General features: G+C 40.1%; 15 protein-coding genes. 9 read left to right on the top strand and 6 right to left on the bottom strand.

From position 1 onward, the window contains the following. Positions 1 to 108 precede the first annotated feature (108 nt). From QZ562_RS12635 to QZ562_RS12625, 3 genes are all read left to right on the top strand, one after another. Positions 109 to 291: a hypothetical protein gene (locus QZ562_RS12635; RefSeq protein WP_293760533.1), complete on the top strand. Its 183-nt coding sequence runs from the start codon at positions 109 to 111 to the stop codon at positions 289 to 291. 171 nt (positions 292 to 462) lie between these two features. Then, positions 463 to 597, top strand: coding sequence for a hypothetical protein (locus QZ562_RS12630; protein WP_293760531.1), 135 nt, complete (start codon positions 463 to 465; stop codon positions 595 to 597). A 278-nt stretch (positions 598 to 875) separates the two neighbouring features. Further along, positions 876 to 1451 carry a hypothetical protein gene (locus QZ562_RS12625; protein WP_293760529.1) on the top strand — a complete coding sequence of 192 codons (576 nt, stop codon included), beginning with the start codon at positions 876 to 878 and terminating at the stop codon, positions 1449 to 1451. Between the two features lie 246 nt (positions 1452 to 1697). Here the strand turns inward: QZ562_RS12625 and QZ562_RS12620 are convergent, their stop codons facing one another. Then, the gene (locus QZ562_RS12620; protein ID WP_293760526.1) at positions 1698 to 3533 is read right to left on the bottom strand and encodes a glycoside hydrolase family 3 N-terminal domain-containing protein; all 1836 of its coding nucleotides are present in this window, start codon (positions 3531 to 3533) and stop codon (positions 1698 to 1700) included. Between the two features lie 688 nt (positions 3534 to 4221). On the opposite strand from QZ562_RS12620, the gene QZ562_RS12615 reads away from it, so the two are divergent. Beyond that, entirely contained in the window at positions 4222 to 4443 is a 222-nt protein-coding gene (locus QZ562_RS12615; RefSeq protein WP_293760523.1) for a hypothetical protein, read from the top strand. 164 nt (positions 4444 to 4607) lie between these two features. On the opposite strand, the gene QZ562_RS12610 is transcribed toward QZ562_RS12615, so the two are convergent. From QZ562_RS12610 to QZ562_RS12600, 3 genes are all read right to left on the bottom strand, one after another. Continuing rightward, complete coding sequence (locus tag QZ562_RS12610) at positions 4608 to 5981, bottom strand: L-serine ammonia-lyase (RefSeq protein WP_293760520.1); 1374 nt, start codon at positions 5979 to 5981, stop codon at positions 4608 to 4610. 150 nt (positions 5982 to 6131) lie between these two features. Then, positions 6132 to 7154, bottom strand: a complete 1023-nt coding sequence (locus QZ562_RS12605; RefSeq protein WP_293760517.1) for a cupin domain-containing protein — start codon at positions 7152 to 7154, stop codon at positions 6132 to 6134. 37 nt (positions 7155 to 7191) lie between these two features. Further along, positions 7192 to 7932, bottom strand: a complete 741-nt coding sequence (locus QZ562_RS12600; protein WP_293760514.1) for an SDR family oxidoreductase — start codon at positions 7930 to 7932, stop codon at positions 7192 to 7194. 111 nt (positions 7933 to 8043) lie between these two features. On the opposite strand from QZ562_RS12600, the gene hisD reads away from it, so the two are divergent. From hisD to QZ562_RS12575, 5 genes are read left to right on the top strand one after another with little or no spacing between them, the layout of a single operon-like run. Then, positions 8044 to 9321, top strand: a complete 1278-nt coding sequence (gene hisD / locus QZ562_RS12595; RefSeq protein ID WP_293760512.1) for a histidinol dehydrogenase — start codon at positions 8044 to 8046, stop codon at positions 9319 to 9321. Position 9322: 1 nt separating this feature from the next. Beyond that, on the top strand, positions 9323 to 10342 hold the full coding sequence (locus QZ562_RS12590) for a LacI family DNA-binding transcriptional regulator (RefSeq protein WP_293760510.1): 1020 nt from the start codon (positions 9323 to 9325) through the stop codon (positions 10340 to 10342). Then, a complete protein-coding gene (locus QZ562_RS12585; RefSeq protein WP_293760507.1) occupies positions 10332 to 11033 on the top strand; it encodes an alpha/beta hydrolase in 702 nt (233 codons plus the stop codon). Before QZ562_RS12590 ends, QZ562_RS12585 begins: the two co-directional genes overlap by 11 nt. Further along, a complete protein-coding gene (locus QZ562_RS12580) occupies positions 11026 to 11796 on the top strand; it encodes an aldolase/citrate lyase family protein (protein WP_293760504.1) in 771 nt (256 codons plus the stop codon). The genes QZ562_RS12585 and QZ562_RS12580 overlap by 8 nt, the downstream gene beginning before the upstream one ends. Before the next feature lie 11 nt (positions 11797 to 11807). Then, positions 11808 to 13214: an alpha/beta fold hydrolase gene (locus QZ562_RS12575; RefSeq protein ID WP_293760501.1), complete on the top strand. Its 1407-nt coding sequence runs from the start codon at positions 11808 to 11810 to the stop codon at positions 13212 to 13214. Between the two features lie 2 nt (positions 13215 to 13216). On the opposite strand, the gene QZ562_RS12570 is transcribed toward QZ562_RS12575, so the two are convergent. Then, entirely contained in the window at positions 13217 to 15076 is a 1860-nt protein-coding gene (locus QZ562_RS12570; RefSeq protein ID WP_293760498.1) for a tetratricopeptide repeat-containing sulfotransferase family protein, read from the bottom strand. An 88-nt stretch (positions 15077 to 15164) separates the two neighbouring features. After that, a complete protein-coding gene (locus tag QZ562_RS12565; RefSeq protein ID WP_293760495.1) occupies positions 15165 to 17564 on the bottom strand; it encodes a TonB-dependent receptor in 2400 nt (799 codons plus the stop codon). Between the last annotated feature and the right edge of the window lie 468 nt (positions 17565 to 18032).

Raw genomic sequence — 18032 nt, 5'->3', positions numbered from 1 at the left:
ACATAGGATTAAACCATTTTTAGTTACCGTGTTTTGCTGTGGCAAAAGTTTTATCTACCAAGTTTTGATACTGACAATGGAGTCATAACCAATAAACGAAGGTTAGAAATGAATAAAATAGAATCAAAAGAAACAGAGACACTAGATAAAATATCGTCAATGTTGGGATTGTCTATACCTTTTAAGCTTCCGCCAAGCATCACAACCATGCTGGTTTATCGATTTACTGCGGAATTTCTCACTCATAATGCGTTTGGCATTCATCACTTGTGCGAGCATATTAATGTTTGAAACTGAAACTCCTTAAAATCCGCAATTTTGTGTACTTAAATTTTTTCCAAATTACTTTATGTTTGTAACGAGGAAAACCAAAGCTAAAACTCTATAAAAATTCGAAAAATTAATGTTTGCAACTCAGACATACCTAATAAACTGACAGGCGGGTAAGATTGAAAGACTATTTTGAGCGATCAACAGACTACCAACATCATGCCATCCTGTCCCATCGCTGCACCCCCACGCCATGGCAAATTAGACAGACGCAGAACCAGCGAATTGGGTGCTAACTTGAGCCACTTATCCTATGTACGTTTATAAAAATTAAGAAACGTTACTATTTTTTAGGTAGTTTTAATGAACAAATGACTTGACCGCTTTTTTTCACAAAAAATGAGAACCCGCCCTTATTTGCAACAACATAGTAAGGGGAAAAGTGTCTAATTATTTTACACCTCCTAATTTACGCTTTTTTATATAAAATTAAGGTACTGATAATAAACATTATTTTTTTGTGGCCTGAAAAGTGCTTAGACTTAATAGCAGTGTTGAATACATACAATTAATGCACTTACGTAAAACAAAAAATGGAGTAAAAAATGAAGAATTATAATAGCCTTAAAACACTGGTGCTCAGCTTATCGATGCTGGTGTCGATGAACGCTTCCGCTAATTTGATTTTTAATTTCGAAGAAAAGAAAGCTAATTCCCATGAAGTTGAATATTCCTTAAGTGATTACACCTTAACGACTAAGGCCTTTAATAGTGACGGCACTGATGCTGATGTTGCCCGCTGGACTAATGGTTTAGGAGTTAGGCATATCGATAGTCCCAATCTTGAGATTGGTGAATGGTTGACTTTCGAATTGGATACGACCTTTTATGGCATATTTGAAATAGACTTCTCTGGTTTTGGTAACCATGATACGGCAGGCATCACAATCAATGTAGCCAGCGTAGAAGATGTTTTTGATACCACAGGTAATAATGATACCTGGATATCTGGTTATGTAGCACTGGACTCATTTAGAGTTTTAGGACTAACAGGCGACAGTGCAGGGAATGGATTTCGTATCTCAGAGTTGCGCCTGGTAACTGAGCCAGGTGCTCTGGCCATCCTTGCGCTGGGATTAATGGCTTTGGGCGTCATCCGCCGCAGACGAGTGCAAGCATAAACGGTGCGCTTAGAACTTAATCGATGGAGTCAGTCACTGAGGTATCCCTACAAAATAAAAAGGTATCTTGGTAATATCACCCAGCGGTTCTTAATATTTCTTTAGAAAATAGATAGTAAATATGAGGTTTATCAAAACGTGTAACATTGATATTTCCAATACGAGTGTTTAAGCAACATCGGACGATTCAAAAAAGCTGCCACAAAGCAGCTTCTTTAAATTTGTGTTTAAAAAAAATGAAGTAACTCAATAATCCTGTAAACCATATCCGAATGTAAATAATGCATGCTCAGCATCTTGTGCAAGGGGAATATCTGCATAATTCACTGGCCATGCATAAGGTGACTGACCGACTGGTTTAAATCCGTCAGTAGCAAACAAGAAATCTGCTACACCAGCACCTTCAGATCCTGGCAACCAAGCCGCTACAAAAGCGTCACTATCTGCAAGCTCATCTTTAATTAGCAATACGCGGCCCGAAATCAACATCACTATGACTTGTTTATTAAGATTTTTACATCCACTAATTAGATTTTTGTGCGCTTTGGTTAACCGTAAATTCTCAGTATCACCAAACCCTTCTGCATACGGATTTTCGCCAACCACCACCACCGCTTTATCGGCAGCCATTCCTGGGTAACAACCTTGTTCTGCATATTCCACGTTCGAACCTATCGCATTCATGCCATCAAAGATGGTGGTAGCACCACGATAGCTTTCCGCCTGTCCCTGCCATTGAATTGACCAGCCGCCGCTTTGTAATCCACTGTTATTACCATGTTCACCCACCACCGCAATTGACTCAGTAGGCAACAGTGGCAAGGCAGCATTTTCATTTTTTAATAGCACCAATGATTCTCTTACCGCTTGGCGAGCGATCGCTCTATGCTTGTCTGAGCCAATTGAGGTAGCGAACTCTTCTTTTCCAAACGGATCTGAAAATAAACCAAGTTTAAATTTCATGGCTAAAATTCTATTTACCGCATCATCGATACGGCTCATGGGTACTGTTTTATCGAGTACTGAGGCTTTCAGTTTTGACATAAACTCATCGTGATTGCCCGGTTGCATTGCTATATCCACACCCGCGTTAATTACCGTATGAGGCTCACCAAAGCGGATCCCGCCATTCCAGTCGCTTACCACAACGCCTTTAAATCCAAGCTCACCTTTTAATATGTCGGTGACCAAGTGAGTATGTTGATGTAAATTAATTCCATTGTAGGAGTTAAACCCAACCATAATTGACGCAATGCCCTTATCAACTGCTGCAGCATAAGGAGGCAGATAAGTTTCCCGCATCACCTGGTCCGTCATAGTGGCATTGCCCCCTTCTATACCGCCATCCGTAGCACCGTCACCTAAAAAGTGTTTCGCAGTAGCGGCTATAGTGTGACGATGCGCCAAACTTGTACCCTGATGGCCTGCTATAGAGGCAATCACTGCTGCTGTGGTTAAATCTCTGTCCTCGGTATAGCCTTCATACACTCTGCCCCAGTGCTCATGCTGTGGCATGGCAATACAAGGTGAAAAAGTCCAGTTGAATCCAGTCCCTGCTACTTCTAACGCAGTGATTTGTGCGGCTTGTTTAATTAACGACATATTTCTAGTTGCGGCCATACCGATGTTATGAGGAAAAATAACCGCACCTTCAAAAGTATTTTGACCATGCACCGCATCAACAGCAATCAATAATGGAATACCTAAACGGGTTTCTAATGCACGACTTTGAAACTCATTGAATTTATTGATCCAGTCCATAGCGTCTGGACCGGGGGTCGGGCCTTGGGTATGAATGATAGAGCCAATCGTTTTGTCACGAATGATTTCAGGGGATACATTGTTATGCCAAACTGACTGAGTCATTTGTCCAATTTTTTCGTCCAGAGTCATCTCCTGCATCAGGGCTTTGATCATTTCTTGTTGAGTCTGATACTGACACAAATCAAATTTTTGACTGCCCCATTCACAAATAACCTTGATTTCATCCTCAACCTTAGTCAAAAGTACAGGAGCTTTCACAAAAAAATTGCTGCAGCCTAAGGTTATTAACGACAAAGTAAATATCAGTACTGATTTCATATCTGGTCCATTTTAATTTTTAAATAAGTGTTCGAAGCTCAACACTTACTTGCCATAAATAATCGACAAATTCATGTGAACTCAGGAGAATAAATACTAGGTTACAAACACCTATACAATAAATTTTGCATTGTCTGCGTAGAGAAAGTCAACTTGAAAATGTTAGGTGAAAATAAATATAAGTCTTTTTGTGCTTATTGTTCAGTCCATATAAGTTTTCTTCAAAAGACAACAATCTATAAGGTGTTTAACAATTAAGTATGGAATGAACGAGTAATAAGAATTAACGCCTAAAATTTGGCTTAAACTACATATACCCAAATTAATCGTTTATTGATTTAGGTATATGTTAATGCCTTAGAAACTTAGAAACTTTTTAATAACCCATTAAATTCAATAGCTTGGGCTTAATTTCTTAATAATAAAATGTAATTTGACAACATAATAATGAATTTAATTAGGTTCGAGTGAGTTAGCCAGAAAAGTGTAACGGGTTCTATGAAAAATAATTAATTACTAGTTACCCTATTTAGGCAGTCATTAATTAATACATGACGAGATTTTTTGTTAATAAATAATTGACCACTTGCACTCACTTTGATTGTAACAATTTACGTCATTTGGTTGCGGTGACGAGTCAACTCAATCTCTACCAACACTCCTTGCCGTATCGGTATCGGACACTGTGGTGACCGTTGAACTCATTAACTGTGACAATATTAATAGAACATCAGACACTGCATTTAGTGACGTAAGCCGAAATGCAGGTTTATGTTATACCCCTTTTTCAAACAAAACAGACAGCGCAGCTTCTCATATGTCAGGTGGCATAGCAGTCGGTGATTATGATCCTGATGGCCTATTAAATTTTTATGTCAGCCTCGGCCGTAATGTTCGGCTATTTAGGTAAACTAGGGAACACCGATTTGTCGAACTAACCAAGCAAGCGAGTATTGCAGCAGCATCCATTTCTCTGAGTGCTGCTTTTGTGGATATTTACCTTGATGGAAAGCCAGACTTCATCAGTAATCAAGACGGACCTAATTGGTTACAAATATGGATTTAACGACACTTTTAACATTCAATAATATTGACTGCCAAACCACCACGAGAGGTTTCTTTGTATTTGGCTTTCATATCGTTACCCGTCTCCCACATGGTTTTAATCACTTTATCGAGTGATACTTTATGATTGCCTGTTCCACGCAGCGCCAATCTTGATGCATTAATTGCTTTTATTGCCCCCATTGCATTTCTTTCGATGCAGGGAACTTGCACCAAACCGCCTACTGGATCACAAGTCAAGCCTAAATTATGTTCCATGCCTATCTCGGCAGCGTTTTCAACACAGGCAACTGAACCTCCTAAAATCTCTGTTAATGCAGCTGCAGCCATCGAACATGCTACCCCTATCTCACCTTGACAGCCCACTTCTGCACCTGAAATGGAAGCATTTTTTTTATAGAGAATACCTATGGCTGCTGCAGTTAATAAAAAACGACACGCAGTGTCATCAGACATGGGAAGAACAAACTTGTGATAGTAGCTCATAACTGCCGGAATAATGCCCGCAGCACCGTTAGTGGGTGCCGTCACGACTCTGCCACCCGCTGCATTTTCTTCGTTTACGGCCAGAGCAAACATGTTGACCCAGTCTAAACAGATCATAGGGTCACTACTTTTTTCATTTTCAAGTCTCGAGAATAACGCAGACGCACGTCTATATACTTTTAGCCCGCCGGGTAACACTCCTTCTGTCCTTTTGCCATTTTCTATACATTCCTGCATCGTGTTCCAAATATTGAGAAGATTTGCGCGGACATCGCTTTCTGGTCTCAAGACCGTTTCGTTTTTCAACATCAGGCTACTGATCCGCAAGCCATTGTTGTGACACACATTCATTAATTCATGTGCATTGGAAAATGGGTATGGCACTACAATTTGCGATCCAGCCGTTGTTTCATTTTTTTGGGTATCAAAATCTTTATCTTCTACAATAAAGCCACCGCCAACTGAGTAATATGTGCATTGAAAAAGTAATTTATTTTCAGCAAATGCAGACATAGTCATTCCATTGGCGTGTTTAGGTAATACCTTTCTACGATGAAAGATAATCGCACCATTATTTGAAAAAGTAATTTTCTGGGTGTTTAACAACATTAAAGTTTGGCTGGTTGCAACGTTTGCTAACAGATTATCAATTTGATGGACCGGTACATTTTCTGGACTGTATCCTAACAAACCTAAAATAATCGCTTTTCCAGTACCATGGCCCTTACCAGTCTGGCCTAACGACCCAAACAGTTCAGTTGTTATATAAGAAACCTGATCAAGCTTTCCTTGAGTTTGTATTTGCTCTGCAAACAAATATGCTGCACGCATTGGTCCAACTGTGTGTGAACTAGAAGGACCAATACCCACTTTAAACATATCAAAAACACTGATCATAAAATCTCAATTCGGTTTCTCTACCCGGTAGCGTCAATACCGCTTTAACTAAAAATAGCCATCCAAGCTTTTGTATGTAAACTTGATTTAGAAATATAGAAGCTTAGAAAAATGTAAAGCCTAATATAGCCAATGGCTTTTATAAAATACTTAAGAACTAAATACAGGTGAAATTGGATTATCACCTCTACGAGTTATATAACAAACCGACTCTGAATCAGACAGATTACTAAAGCTTCGTTCACTGCCAATCGGCGTAGTAAAATTATCACCTTCAGCTAACTGAATGGTCTCTCCATCAACTCGTATGCTTAATGAACCTTGGTGTACAAAAATAACTTCTTCCTCGACTCGCTGATGTGAGGGGATCAAGGCACCTGCTTGGAGTTTTAATGCTCGAACCACAAAGCCATGTTTCCAGCCTAATTTGGATGCAACAATGCCTTCTTCAGTTGAATCTCCGCCAATAAGAGACACCTCACAGACTCCTTCAAACTTAGATAGTGCAGTGTTACTTTGCCAGTCAAAATCAGCGGTTCGAATAACGTATTGGTTTAATGCATCACTATCTACAAACCTATGCTCTGCAATTTGTTGGGCATTGGTGACCAACATAGGTTTTTTTCCAGTCGGAATGCTTTCTCCCGCAATAGTATCGATCAAAGACCCATCGTCTAAAAGGATCAGCCCATAGTATTTCGCCATATCAAACACTTTAGGGGCCCATAACACACGCCCCGGGTCGTCCCCACCTAACACTGCATGCAAATAACCTAAACCTTTATGCGCACCGCTGGGGAGTCCTTGAATACACTCAAAACCTCTAAAAATATCCATTGGAAGTGAGATAATATCACCGCTATTTAAAGATACTCGTCCATCAGTTGCATCAACACCGGTCACAAAGTCCCATTTGCCATGGTGCACAACAAACACTTCTTCCGTTAAATGACTGTGTTGTGAGTTGAGGCAATTAGCAGGCTGGCGGGCACCTCCAATATTGAAACCGTGAGCTATCTTGATGTGCACATGTTGGTTTGGATTTTCTGCTACGCCAGGGCCGATAATAGTAAAGTTTTCTTTTTTATCAGACCCCGGACTTCGGGAATCAATGAATGCATTGATACAGGGTTTTAATTCTTCGTAACGAACAGCTCTTGTTTGAAGAGACATCATATTCTCCAGTGATTCATCTTTATTTATTTATTTACTAACGAGCGGTCCAACCGCCATCTACCTTAATACAGGTGCCGGTAATCATTGCTGCCAGATCGCTAAGCAAAAAAATACAAGCGTTAGCAACATCTTCAGGGGTTGCCAACTTATTCATAGGGATCATCTCAAACACAAATTTCTTAAAATCTGGATCTTCTAGCATAGGTGCTGTTAGTGCTGTTGACACAAAGGTTGGCGCAACTGAATTAACCCGAATATTGCTTGGTGCCAGCTCCACACCCATCGCTTTAGTTAATCCCTCCACAGCATGCTTGGTCATGCAGTACAATGTTCTGCCCGGAGAACCTACAAATCCCATTTGTGATGACATGTTCACAATTGCACCACCAGATTGTTGCATCACCGAAACTGCGGCCTTAGAAGTGCGGTATAAGCTTTTGATATTGATATCAATCATCAATTCTAAATCTTCTGAGGGTTGTTCTAGTAGCTCTGCAACCCGATTGGTTCCTACATTATTAATTAAACCATCAAGTCGCTTAAGCCGTTTTAATCTGGATATAAACGCATCTGAAAGTACATCTTCAACCCAGATCTCAATGTTTTCTGGATTGGTTCTTTGTAAATCCTCTAGATCTTCTTTTGTCCTCGCCACCGCAATAACATTTGCACCTGACTGTGCGGCAAGTTTTGCACAAGCTCGGCCAATGCCTTTGCCTGCACCTGTGATCAGCAATGTTTTTCCAGTGAATAAGTCAGTACTAAAACCAATCATACGCGCCCCAAATTTTATTTTGCATTCGAAGTCATTATTAAGTAAGATTTTTGAATTGGCAAGAATTATTCGTAACACGACATAATCAAGTATAAATTTTGGAGAGACATTATGATCAAGTATCTTAAGAAAGGGCCTACTCAGCAGGAAAAGTCTGAGTCCAATAAAAAAGTGCAGAACATTGTTGAAGATATCATTAGTGAAATTGAAAAAAATGGCGATAAAGCAGTAAGAAAATACTCTGAAAACTTCGATAAATGGACTCCGGAGTCATTTAGGTTATCAAAAGAGGATATTACAGCTTGTTACGCTGAACTAAGCGAACAAGTGATTTCTGATATTCGCTGGGCTCAAGCGCAAGTGAGAAACTTCGCACAGATCCAAAGAAACTCAATGAAAGATGTTGAAGTCGAAACATTACCGGGTGTCACATTAGGTCACAAACATATTCCAATGGAATCAGTAGGTTGTTATGTACCAGGTGGCAAATATCCCCTTGTAGCCTCTGCACATATGAGTGTGGTCACGGCTAAAGTAGCAGGTGTAAAGCGTGTTATTGCCTGTGCACCGCCGTTTGGTGGAAAACCGTCGCCAGCGATTGTTGTGGCAATGGATATGGCTGGCGCTGATGAAATTTATTGTTTTGGAGGTGTGCAAGCTGTTGCTGCAATGGCTATTGGGACTGAGACAATAGCGCCTGTTGACATGATTGTTGGCCCGGGTAATGCTTTTGTGGCTGAGGCTAAACGCCAATTATTTGGTCGAGTGGGTATCGATTTATTTGCTGGACCTACGGAAACCTTAGTTATTGCTGATGAAAGCGTTGACGGTGAACTCTGCGCAGCCGATTTATTAGGCCAAGCAGAACATGGCCCCACGTCACCAGCAGTTCTATTGACTAACAGTGAAAAACTAGCAAACGAAACAATGGCAGAGGTCGAACGTCAATTAAAGGTTCTCTCAACAGGCGAAGTGGCTGGTCAAGCATGGCGTGATTTTGGTGAAGTAATAGTATGCGACACTCATGCAGAAATGCTACAAGTTGCCAATGACTTAGCTTTCGAACATGTGCAAGTTATGACACACAATACCGATTTTTATAAAGACAATATGCAAAACTTTGGTGCCTTGTTCCTAGGACCCGAAACCAATGTTTCATATGGTGATAAATGTATCGGCACTAATCATACACTTCCAACTAAAAAGGCAGCACGTTATACTGGTGGCCTATGGGTCGGTAAGTTCATAAAAACCTGTACTTTTCAACATATTACAGAAGAAGCTTCTGTCGTGGTTGGCAATTACTGCTCCCGTCTTTGTGCGGTTGAGGGCTTTGCCGGGCATAAAGAACAAGCCGACATTCGCTTGAGACGATACGGAAAAAAATAAATTGAATAGCAAAAAACGCGTCACATCCTACGATGTAGCAAAGGCAGCGGGCGTTTCTCAGTCTGCTGTATCTAGAGTGTATATTGATGGTAGGAGTGTCTCTAAAAAGACCAAGTCAAAGGTGTTAGCAACAGCGAATGAGTTAGGCTACAAACCTAACGCTATAGCGCGAATGCTGATCACCAAGCGGTCTGGTATGGTGGCGGTTATTTTGTCTTCCCGAGTCAACCTTATATACCCTGAAGTATTGTCTTTGTTAAACAAACGTTTATCTGAAAAGAATGAGAGGGTGTTACTTTTTAACCTAGATGATGCTGCAGGCTTAGACGATATTTTAGAGCACATATGGACCTTTCAAGTGGATGGCGTAATCGCAATTGCAGCCCATTTTGATAACAAAAGCATTAATAAATTTAAAGAGCATCAAATCCCGGTTGTACTCTATAACCGTCGTGTTTCTGGTCATTCGGCAAGTTCAGTATGCTGTAATCATGAACAAGGCATTTATGAGTTAGTTAATATTTTGCACGACTATGAGCATAGCAAGTACTTGGTTGTAGCGGGCCCCGCAGAATCTGATGTAGCCCAAGAACGCTGTGAACTAGCTATTAAGGCGCTAGCTAGTAAAGGTAATAACGATGTGCCGATACAATATGGCGATTTTAGTTATGACTCAGGGCGTCATGCCTTTTCACAGTGGATGGCATCGAACTCAGCTCCCACCGCTGTAATATGCAGCAATGACACCATGGCAATTGGTGTCATTGATGAGGCTAGAAAACAATTTGGTTTAAAAGTTCCAGAAGATTTATCTGTAGTGGGCTTTGATGGTGTAAATGCTGTTTTTTGGCATAGTTATCAACTCACGACTATTAAGCAACCTGTAGAACAAATGACGAAAGCTGCCGTTGATATTTTACTTGAACAAATAGCATCACCTGAAAACCCAGCTCAACTTCGCGTATGGTCTGGGTCTTTAATTGAGGGGAGTACCGTAGGTCCGGCAAAAAATGAAACATAAACCATTATTGGTTTTTATACCTGGCACTTTGTGTACCAGTGAAATGTTTATACCGATGTTGGCAGACTTGCCCCTTGAAACAAAAACTGTTGCGTTTGATAAACACGATAACTTGGCAGACATGGCTGCAGAAGTCATGGATATTGTAGGTGCACGGCCATTTATTCCAATTGGATTTTCCATGGGTGGAATGGTGGCATTTGAACTGATCCGAATGAATGTCACACAACTTACTGGCATGATACTACTGAATAGTAATTGTCATGCAGATTTGCCGGGGCGCAAAACAGGTAGGCATGCTCATCTCAAATTTGCACAAACCCAAAACATTGAAAAACTTATTCAACAAGAATACTTATCTGTCTACTTTTCTAATCCTCATTGCCATGAAGGTGAAATAGTCACAACAATGGCTACGCAACTTGGTGTTGAGACTTTCGAAGCACAGTTAAAAGTACTGGCTGAACGTCCAGATTCCTTTGATGTGTTAACACATTTCAATCAACCCTTGTTAATAATAGGTGCGCTCAACGACCAAGCTTGCCCCCCTGAGCACCAGCAAATAATGGCCCAAGCAGCACCTCAATCTGAATTACATTTATTACCAGATTGTGGGCATTTTGCTCCCTTGCAGGCACCTACAGACATTGCAAACCTAATTAAACAGTGGGTAAACAAACACTATGCATAAATTTAAACAAGCGCTCGCTAACAAACAACCATTACTAGGAACATTTGTTAAAACGCCACACTTTCATAACACAGAAGTGCTATCAAAAGTTGGCTTTGCAACGTTATGCCTTGATGCAGAACATGCTCCTTTTGACAGGCGCGATTTAGATAGCTGCATTTTGGCAGCAAGAGCTAATCAACAGCACGTTTTAGTACGTATCCCAAATGATCATCACGATACTATTTTAAATACTTTAGATTTAGGCGCTGATGGCATAGTTGTACCTCATGTAAAAAATGCTCAGCAATTAGAAAATATTGTGAAGCAATGTTACTACGGCCATAATGGCCGAGGATATGCTGGCTCTACTCGAATGGCAGGTTATACCACTATCAACATGCAACAGAACCTTATACATAATACCAGCAATACTGCAGTCATTGCACAAATTGAAGATATTGACGCACTTGATCAACTTGATGCTATTTGCCAAGTAAAGGGCGTAGATTGTTTGTTTATTGGTAGAATGGATTTGACAGTTGCGTTAGGGCAAACCGATCCTAATGCACCTAAAGTATTAGAAACTGTCAATAAAATTGTTGAGGTTGCAAATAAACATAATCTTGCAACGGGTATGTTTATTGCCAACTTAGACGAGTTAGATCATTGGCTCAAACAGCGAGTTTCATTATTTTTACTAGGGTCAGATCACAGCTTTATGTTAGCAGGCGCTAACCAACTTCAAGCAAAATTTACGCAAGCTAAGAAAAATCAACAATAAGACGATTAATTATGAAAAAAATTACGGTCAAAGGTATCTGTAGTATAGAAACAATGTTGAGTGTTTTTATACTACAGATACCTTTGACCGTTTGTTCAACTGAAAAATTAAGCCCTAATAATCCACTAATTATGAATTGGACAACACCAGACATACCCAGCTTGTCTATTTTATCTATTTCACATTTACGCAACAGGCAATACGGAAGTCAGTTTGTCAAACCTGAGGCCGTAGACAACAACAGTGATGGCTATTCGTCTTTCATAATGAGCTATAAAAGCGACGGACTCACCAACTATGCACGCATCGATATTCCGCAAAAAACTGCGCCCGTAACAGGTTACCCTGTTTTACTTTATAGTCATGGCTGGGTAGGAATTAAAAGCGCACCGTCATTTAATTTTTTTCTTGACCAAGAAGGTAGTCAAGCCACATATATTGATAGACTAGCAAAGCAAGGTTATGTAGTTGTGACCCCAGGTTGGCGTGGCCATGGCACTGTTAATAACGTTCCGGCCCAAGGCATAGAGTTCATGCAACGCTGGGATAACGCCAGTTATATTAGTCCCATTTTTTATGCTATCGACATGCTCAATGCACTCGACAGTATTCAATCTATAACATCCTTAAAGCTGGGACCAAGCCCAATTAATATAGATACTAAAAAAGTTTTTTTATCTGGTCATTCACAAGGTGGCGATACTGCATTACTGGTCTTAGCGATTGCTGGTGAGTCATCCACGGTCAAGCAACAAATCAGTGCTGCTTCAATTTTTTCTGGGTGTTTCTTACCACGTTTAAAACAGGGAGAATTATATAGCTCAATGTCTACGTCGCCACAGGCTTTTTTGGCAGGCGATGGGCGTTGGACCTCGAGTGCAACGGGATACGACGGGCAGGTTAATCCTGACTTTCAGTTTGGTTTTCCTGCAGACTGGATAGGCACACCCCATTCCTCTGATTGGACGTGGCAAAATAAGACGTGGTCGTCATCGACGGTAAAACAGGCGTTTAAAAAGAAGTACGATGAGATGTACCATATTTTACAGAAAGACTATTTAACTGCAGATTTTTATACATTAGAAACGAACGACATGGGTCGAACTGTTGTACAACATCCAAATCATATTAAAGCTGCTTATGCAGCAACATCAGCAATTTATTATCCTCAATACCTTCAGGAACCACTGGCATTGCATCATTCAGATCGTGACTACTATTCTCTTTCTAAATGGAATCAAGCGCTTGTCCAAACAATATTGAAGTCTGGCGGTAACGCAGTTAACTTTGAGTACCCAGGTAATACCCATTCGTTAACTATTAGCCAACATCAGTGGTTCTCAGAAAACTACAACCAAATGGGACTTGAGCAAATGATCAACCATGATATCAATTGGTTTAACAATCCTAAAAAGTAGTTTTATTTATATTTATTAAGGGCTTGCTGGAGAGGTTTTAGTGCATCGCCATATTTTTGCCAGCTGTTGATACTCGTTTTATAGATGGGTTGTCTTACTTGTTCAGCGCTTGGTGTCATAACTATGCGTTGTGTTTGGTAAAAACGCTCTGTTGCTTGCTCATAATCAAGACCTAAGAAGTTGAGTAAACGCGCGGTTTCCTTGGGTTGGTTGTTTACTACCGCTTCATAATTGATGGTGATAATATCTTCGCTATATGAATTCGTCCAAAATTTCATTAAACGTTCATGTTCACGATAGTAATGCCCCAAAGCATTTAGGTCATGAGCGTAACCTTGGCTGTCATCAAAAGGTAATTTAAAAATAGATAGGCAATTATCTGTAGCATCACGCAGGCAATAGACAAATTTAGCATCCGGCAAAATAGCTTTTATAAATCCAACAAAATTAAAATTAAGCGGATTTTTGTCGGTGAAAAAGGCACTTCCGCCAAAGGTTTGAAACATTCTTAGCTTATACTGATACCCGAGTTCAGTCAGTTGTGATGAGCTGAGTTTAGTTAAACAATAAGGATAAGGTGTGTTGCTGGTTTGTTCTGCCGCTGTAACTAACTCGTTTATATAACCGAGTTCACCTGCGCCAAAAATTTGTGAATGAGATGCCAGTATTTGTTCAGCTAGACTAGTACCTGAACGCGGCATACCAATAATAAATATAGGATGAACATGCTCCATACACACTTTTGCAATTGATGTCGGCATCACCGGCATAATAGCTTCCACTGCGACTCGATATTGTTCCATGAGTGTATTGTTGTAAGGAAATTTTTCTGCCTTTATTTGCTGTGCACTAGCATAGTTTTTGATAGCTAACGCATGCTGTTGTGACTTATCGTAGTGCACTGCGAGTGCAAAGAATAAGGACGACTTAAATATACTGGGGGTTTTACTATCTGCCAGTAACTCGGTGATTTTATCAACTTCTTCAGAGTCTAACGTTTGATTTTTAAGCTTAGCTAATTGATAGAATGAACTCGCATGATTAGGAGTATGTTTAAGAGCCGTTCTAAAACTTACGGCGGCTGAATCAAATTCACCTAACTGTTCTTGTAATACTCCAAGATGATTGTGAGCTTCACTATTATTTGGCTCATGTTTGATGACTCCTTGTAAACATGCTTTTGCTTTCTTATAGTTACCGAGTTGTTTCAATGTTGTCGATAAATTGATGTGTGCGGGCATATAATTGTCTACAGCAATGGCTTTTTCAAAGGTTTGTTGTGCATTCTCGTAATCAATTTTTGCTAGCTGAATTTCACCTTTTATATTTAAGTAATAACTATTATTTGGTTCAAGGTGATTAGCATGAACTATCGCTCTTAACGCAATCTCTAGGTTACCTAATTCTTTTAATGACTGTGCAAAGTTAGATAAACATTCTGGATAATTAGCGTCGAGTTTGAGGGCTTTATCAAATACTAAAGTGGCTTGTTTGTGCTGGTCTTGTGCTGCCAATACATTACCCAGATTATTTAATGTGTGGGGCTGCTGTGGATTCAATATTAAAGAAGAATTAAAGGCTTTCTGCGCTTTTTTGAATTGATGTAATTCTTTGTATGCTAGCCCTAAATTGTCATAGGTTTGCGCATCTTTGTCGTTAACAGTAAGCGCTTTTTCTAAAACAAGTACAGCTTGCTCAGCTTGTTGTATTTGAATAAATACTACGCCTAACAGGTTCAATCCATGCTCATTCAAAGGTTCAACTTTTAATACATCTTCAAAAACATGCTGAGCATCAAGCAAACGCTTATTTTGTAGTAACTGAAAACCTTGTTGTAATTGATTAGCGATGTATTGGTCCACAGCAGTCCTTGTGATTTTTCGGGGATGAAGCAATAAAAAGGCCTACTCAGTGTAGGCCAATACATATTAATATCTTACAACTCTAACCTTAAAAGTTATACGCAAATCTTACGCCGAAGTTACGCGGAGAATTGTAGTCATATGCCACTCTCGCTCGACTAAATATCTCAGTATAGGTTTTAATCAGTTCATCAGATGCATTATTAACATAGGCTTGTACCGAATAATCTCCATCAGTAGACTGCCATTTAACCGAAAGATCTAGTTTGGTATAAGCGTCTTGGTCAGCAAAGAATACAGGTGCGCGGTTACTCACATAACCCGAATTATAATAGGCGAAGACATGAGGTTTTATGGTACCCATATCGCCCAAATCTATAAAGTAAGACACGCCTACACCAACGGTCACGTCAGGTGTATAGGGCGTATCTTCACCATCCACCACGTATACAAAAGAACCACTAATGGTTTCAGCGCCTATCGGTGCAGTGTCATTCCAGACAAGATTACCTGCATCCACTATAAATTCATCGTACTGTGACATATCAATCGACACACCAAAGTCGACGACTAATGCGTCAGTTACATCCCAAAAACCTTCAATTTCGAGCCCACGTGATAAGATTGAACCACCAGGGACCTGTGTTGCTACAGAAATACCAGTATCACCTTGCTCAATAAAGGCAGTGGTCGTTAACCCCTCAAATTTACCGCTGTAAGCCGCTGCATTAAGACGCAAAGCACCATCTAGCAAGGTTGATTTTGCACCTATCTCAAAGGCTTTATTAGTTTGTGGAGCAAGTAAAGTTTGTGTTGTGACATCTGTTGCGCCTGCGATATAGGCCGTTGCATACGTTGCGTAGACCATAAGGTTTTCGCCAACTTGATAGTCTGCACCTAGACGGTAATCAGTATTTTTATCAACACCCTTTTGTACTTCTCGAGTTCCGTAAGTACGAATAGGTAATGTTGGGCCTAAGCGTGCAGCAGAATTATCAAAACTTAGTGGGTCTGCACTTTGAGCTTCACGGTCGTCTTCAGTGAAACGTATACCCGCAGTCATATTTAATTTATCAGTTAAGGCGTAAGTTGCTTGCCCATATAAAGCTGTGGATTTAGTCCCACCACGGCCTTCACTATTCCAAGATGCCCATGATGGTGTTTCTGGTGTTGCTCCAGCATAACCGGACCAAGATTCAACTAAGCTACCAAAAATGTAAGCAGAACGATTATCAGGATCTTGGCTATTAAAATAATAAGCCCCGACAGTATATTGTAGAGGTCCATCAAATAACGATGAAACGGTAACATCAACTTGTTTTGATTTACTGGTACTGTAGTTTCCATCAACCCAAGAGGCTAGACCAGAAAGGTCTGCATCCATCAGGTTAATAGATTGATAATCAAACATAGCGCCATTAACCATAACGCTATGCTCAGCTACTTCCCAATCAATACTCACGTAAAATGATGTTTCTTCAAGCTCTCGATTAGGTGTGTAATCATAGTCGATAGTTCTTGCGCCAGGAACAATATTAGCTAAAGCATCGCCAGCACAAACATTACCACCGGAGACAGTTCTGCCTCCGGGTCTGTCAGGTGAGCCATCAGCACAGCCTTCATAAACGCCAAAACGTGGGTCTAAAAATCCATCCGCTGCATTAATCCGCGTAGGGTCGTCTCTATCGAGTGGAATACCAGCTGGTTTGTAACCAAAATTTAAGCTTCCGTTACCGGTATCTTTCCAATGCGACGCGGTCAAATTAATAGATAATGTGTCGCTTGGCATAAACAATAATTGGCCACGAATGTAACTGTAATCTGAATCTTTTATATCACCATTTGGATTAAAGATATTTTCAACATAGCCGTCACGCTTTTCATCAGCGGCAGTAATACGCAAAGCAACATTGTCACTCATTGGTACGTTAACAAAACCTTCGGTTTTCACTAAATTATAATCACCTAGTGTTGCCGCAGCACCGAATGAAAATTCTTCAGGATCTGGCTTTTTAGTAATAACATTGATCAAACCACCAAATGTATTGCGTCCAAACAATGTTCCTTGAGGTCCGCGTAATGCCTCTATACGTTCAATATCTAAGTAACCTGCCAGCGCTTGTCCGGTTGTTGGTAAATACATATTATTGTGATAAATAGGAACTGCGATATCAGTAGTCCCTGCGCTACCTGCTCCGCGTAGTATTATTTGTGGGTTGTTACCAAAACTGGTTATGGTCACTCCGGGAATAACTTTCTCTAAAGACATGACATCAGTAATTTGCATGTTTACCAGTTCGCTACCGCTAATAGCGGTAACTGCAAGTGGTACATCTTGAATATTAGCGACACGCTTCGTCGCACTAATTTCTATTACTTCTATTTCTTTTTCTGTTTTTACTTGAGCGTATGCGCTCGATACTGCTACGGCATTCGCTACGGCCATTGCGATAGTTGTTTTAAGTAAGTGGTGTGCTTTCATTTTCATGCTTTTATTCCCGATGCTGAGCTGGCTAGAATGTTCCGAAGATTGGTAGTTTTATTATTTATAATATCTTATGCCAAAAAATACTTCGGAATCACTAATAAATCAACCGAAAAATCACATTCATACTGATTAAACAGCTTATTAATGCCTATTTAATCAACAAAACATGTTATTGAGTATAAAAAAATAACCTTCAGCAGAAAGATATTTTAAAATTATAGACTGCGGAGTCAATTTACCGAGTAATTGCCTTCATATATATTTATCGTACTTTTTTAGTATCTAACGGCGTGCCTTATTGAATTCACGCATCCTAGCCAGCACATCGACACCTAGCTGGTCATAAACAGAAAGCATATCAATTAATACCCAGTTCTCTCGGATCAAGTCACCCTCTACGCTCCAAAAATCCAGCCTACGACTACTTATTTTGTGCTTACTTAGTGCACTTGCGAATCAACCCACACA

Origin of the sequence: uncultured Paraglaciecola sp. (assembly GCF_913058035.1) — a bacterium.
Taxonomy (GTDB): Bacteria; Pseudomonadota; Gammaproteobacteria; order Enterobacterales; family Alteromonadaceae; genus Paraglaciecola.
This window is presented reverse-complemented; position numbering and strand designations above follow the sequence as displayed.

What these genes read in the sequence shown, in the direction of transcription:
- QZ562_RS12635 (WP_293760533.1), top strand. Translation starts at nt 109, where the DNA reads ATGAATAAAATAGAATCAAAAGAAACAGAGACACTAGATAAAATATCG.
- QZ562_RS12625 (WP_293760529.1), top strand. Translation starts at nt 876, where the DNA reads ATGAAGAATTATAATAGCCTTAAAACACTGGTGCTCAGCTTATCGATG.
- QZ562_RS12620 (WP_293760526.1), bottom strand. Translation starts at nt 3,533, where the DNA reads ATGAAATCAGTACTGATATTTACTTTGTCGTTAATAACCTTAGGCTGC.
- QZ562_RS12610 (WP_293760520.1), bottom strand. Translation starts at nt 5,981, where the DNA reads ATGATCAGTGTTTTTGATATGTTTAAAGTGGGTATTGGTCCTTCTAGT.
- QZ562_RS12605 (WP_293760517.1), bottom strand. Translation starts at nt 7,154, where the DNA reads ATGTCTCTTCAAACAAGAGCTGTTCGTTACGAAGAATTAAAACCCTGT.
- QZ562_RS12600 (WP_293760514.1), bottom strand. Translation starts at nt 7,932, where the DNA reads ATGATTGGTTTTAGTACTGACTTATTCACTGGAAAAACATTGCTGATC.
- hisD (WP_293760512.1), top strand. Translation starts at nt 8,044, where the DNA reads ATGATCAAGTATCTTAAGAAAGGGCCTACTCAGCAGGAAAAGTCTGAG.
- QZ562_RS12585 (WP_293760507.1), top strand. Translation starts at nt 10,332, where the DNA reads ATGAAACATAAACCATTATTGGTTTTTATACCTGGCACTTTGTGTACC.
- QZ562_RS12580 (WP_293760504.1), top strand. Translation starts at nt 11,026, where the DNA reads ATGCATAAATTTAAACAAGCGCTCGCTAACAAACAACCATTACTAGGA.
- QZ562_RS12575 (WP_293760501.1), top strand. Translation starts at nt 11,808, where the DNA reads ATGAAAAAAATTACGGTCAAAGGTATCTGTAGTATAGAAACAATGTTG.
- QZ562_RS12565 (WP_293760495.1), bottom strand. Translation starts at nt 17,564, where the DNA reads ATGAAAATGAAAGCACACCACTTACTTAAAACAACTATCGCAATGGCC.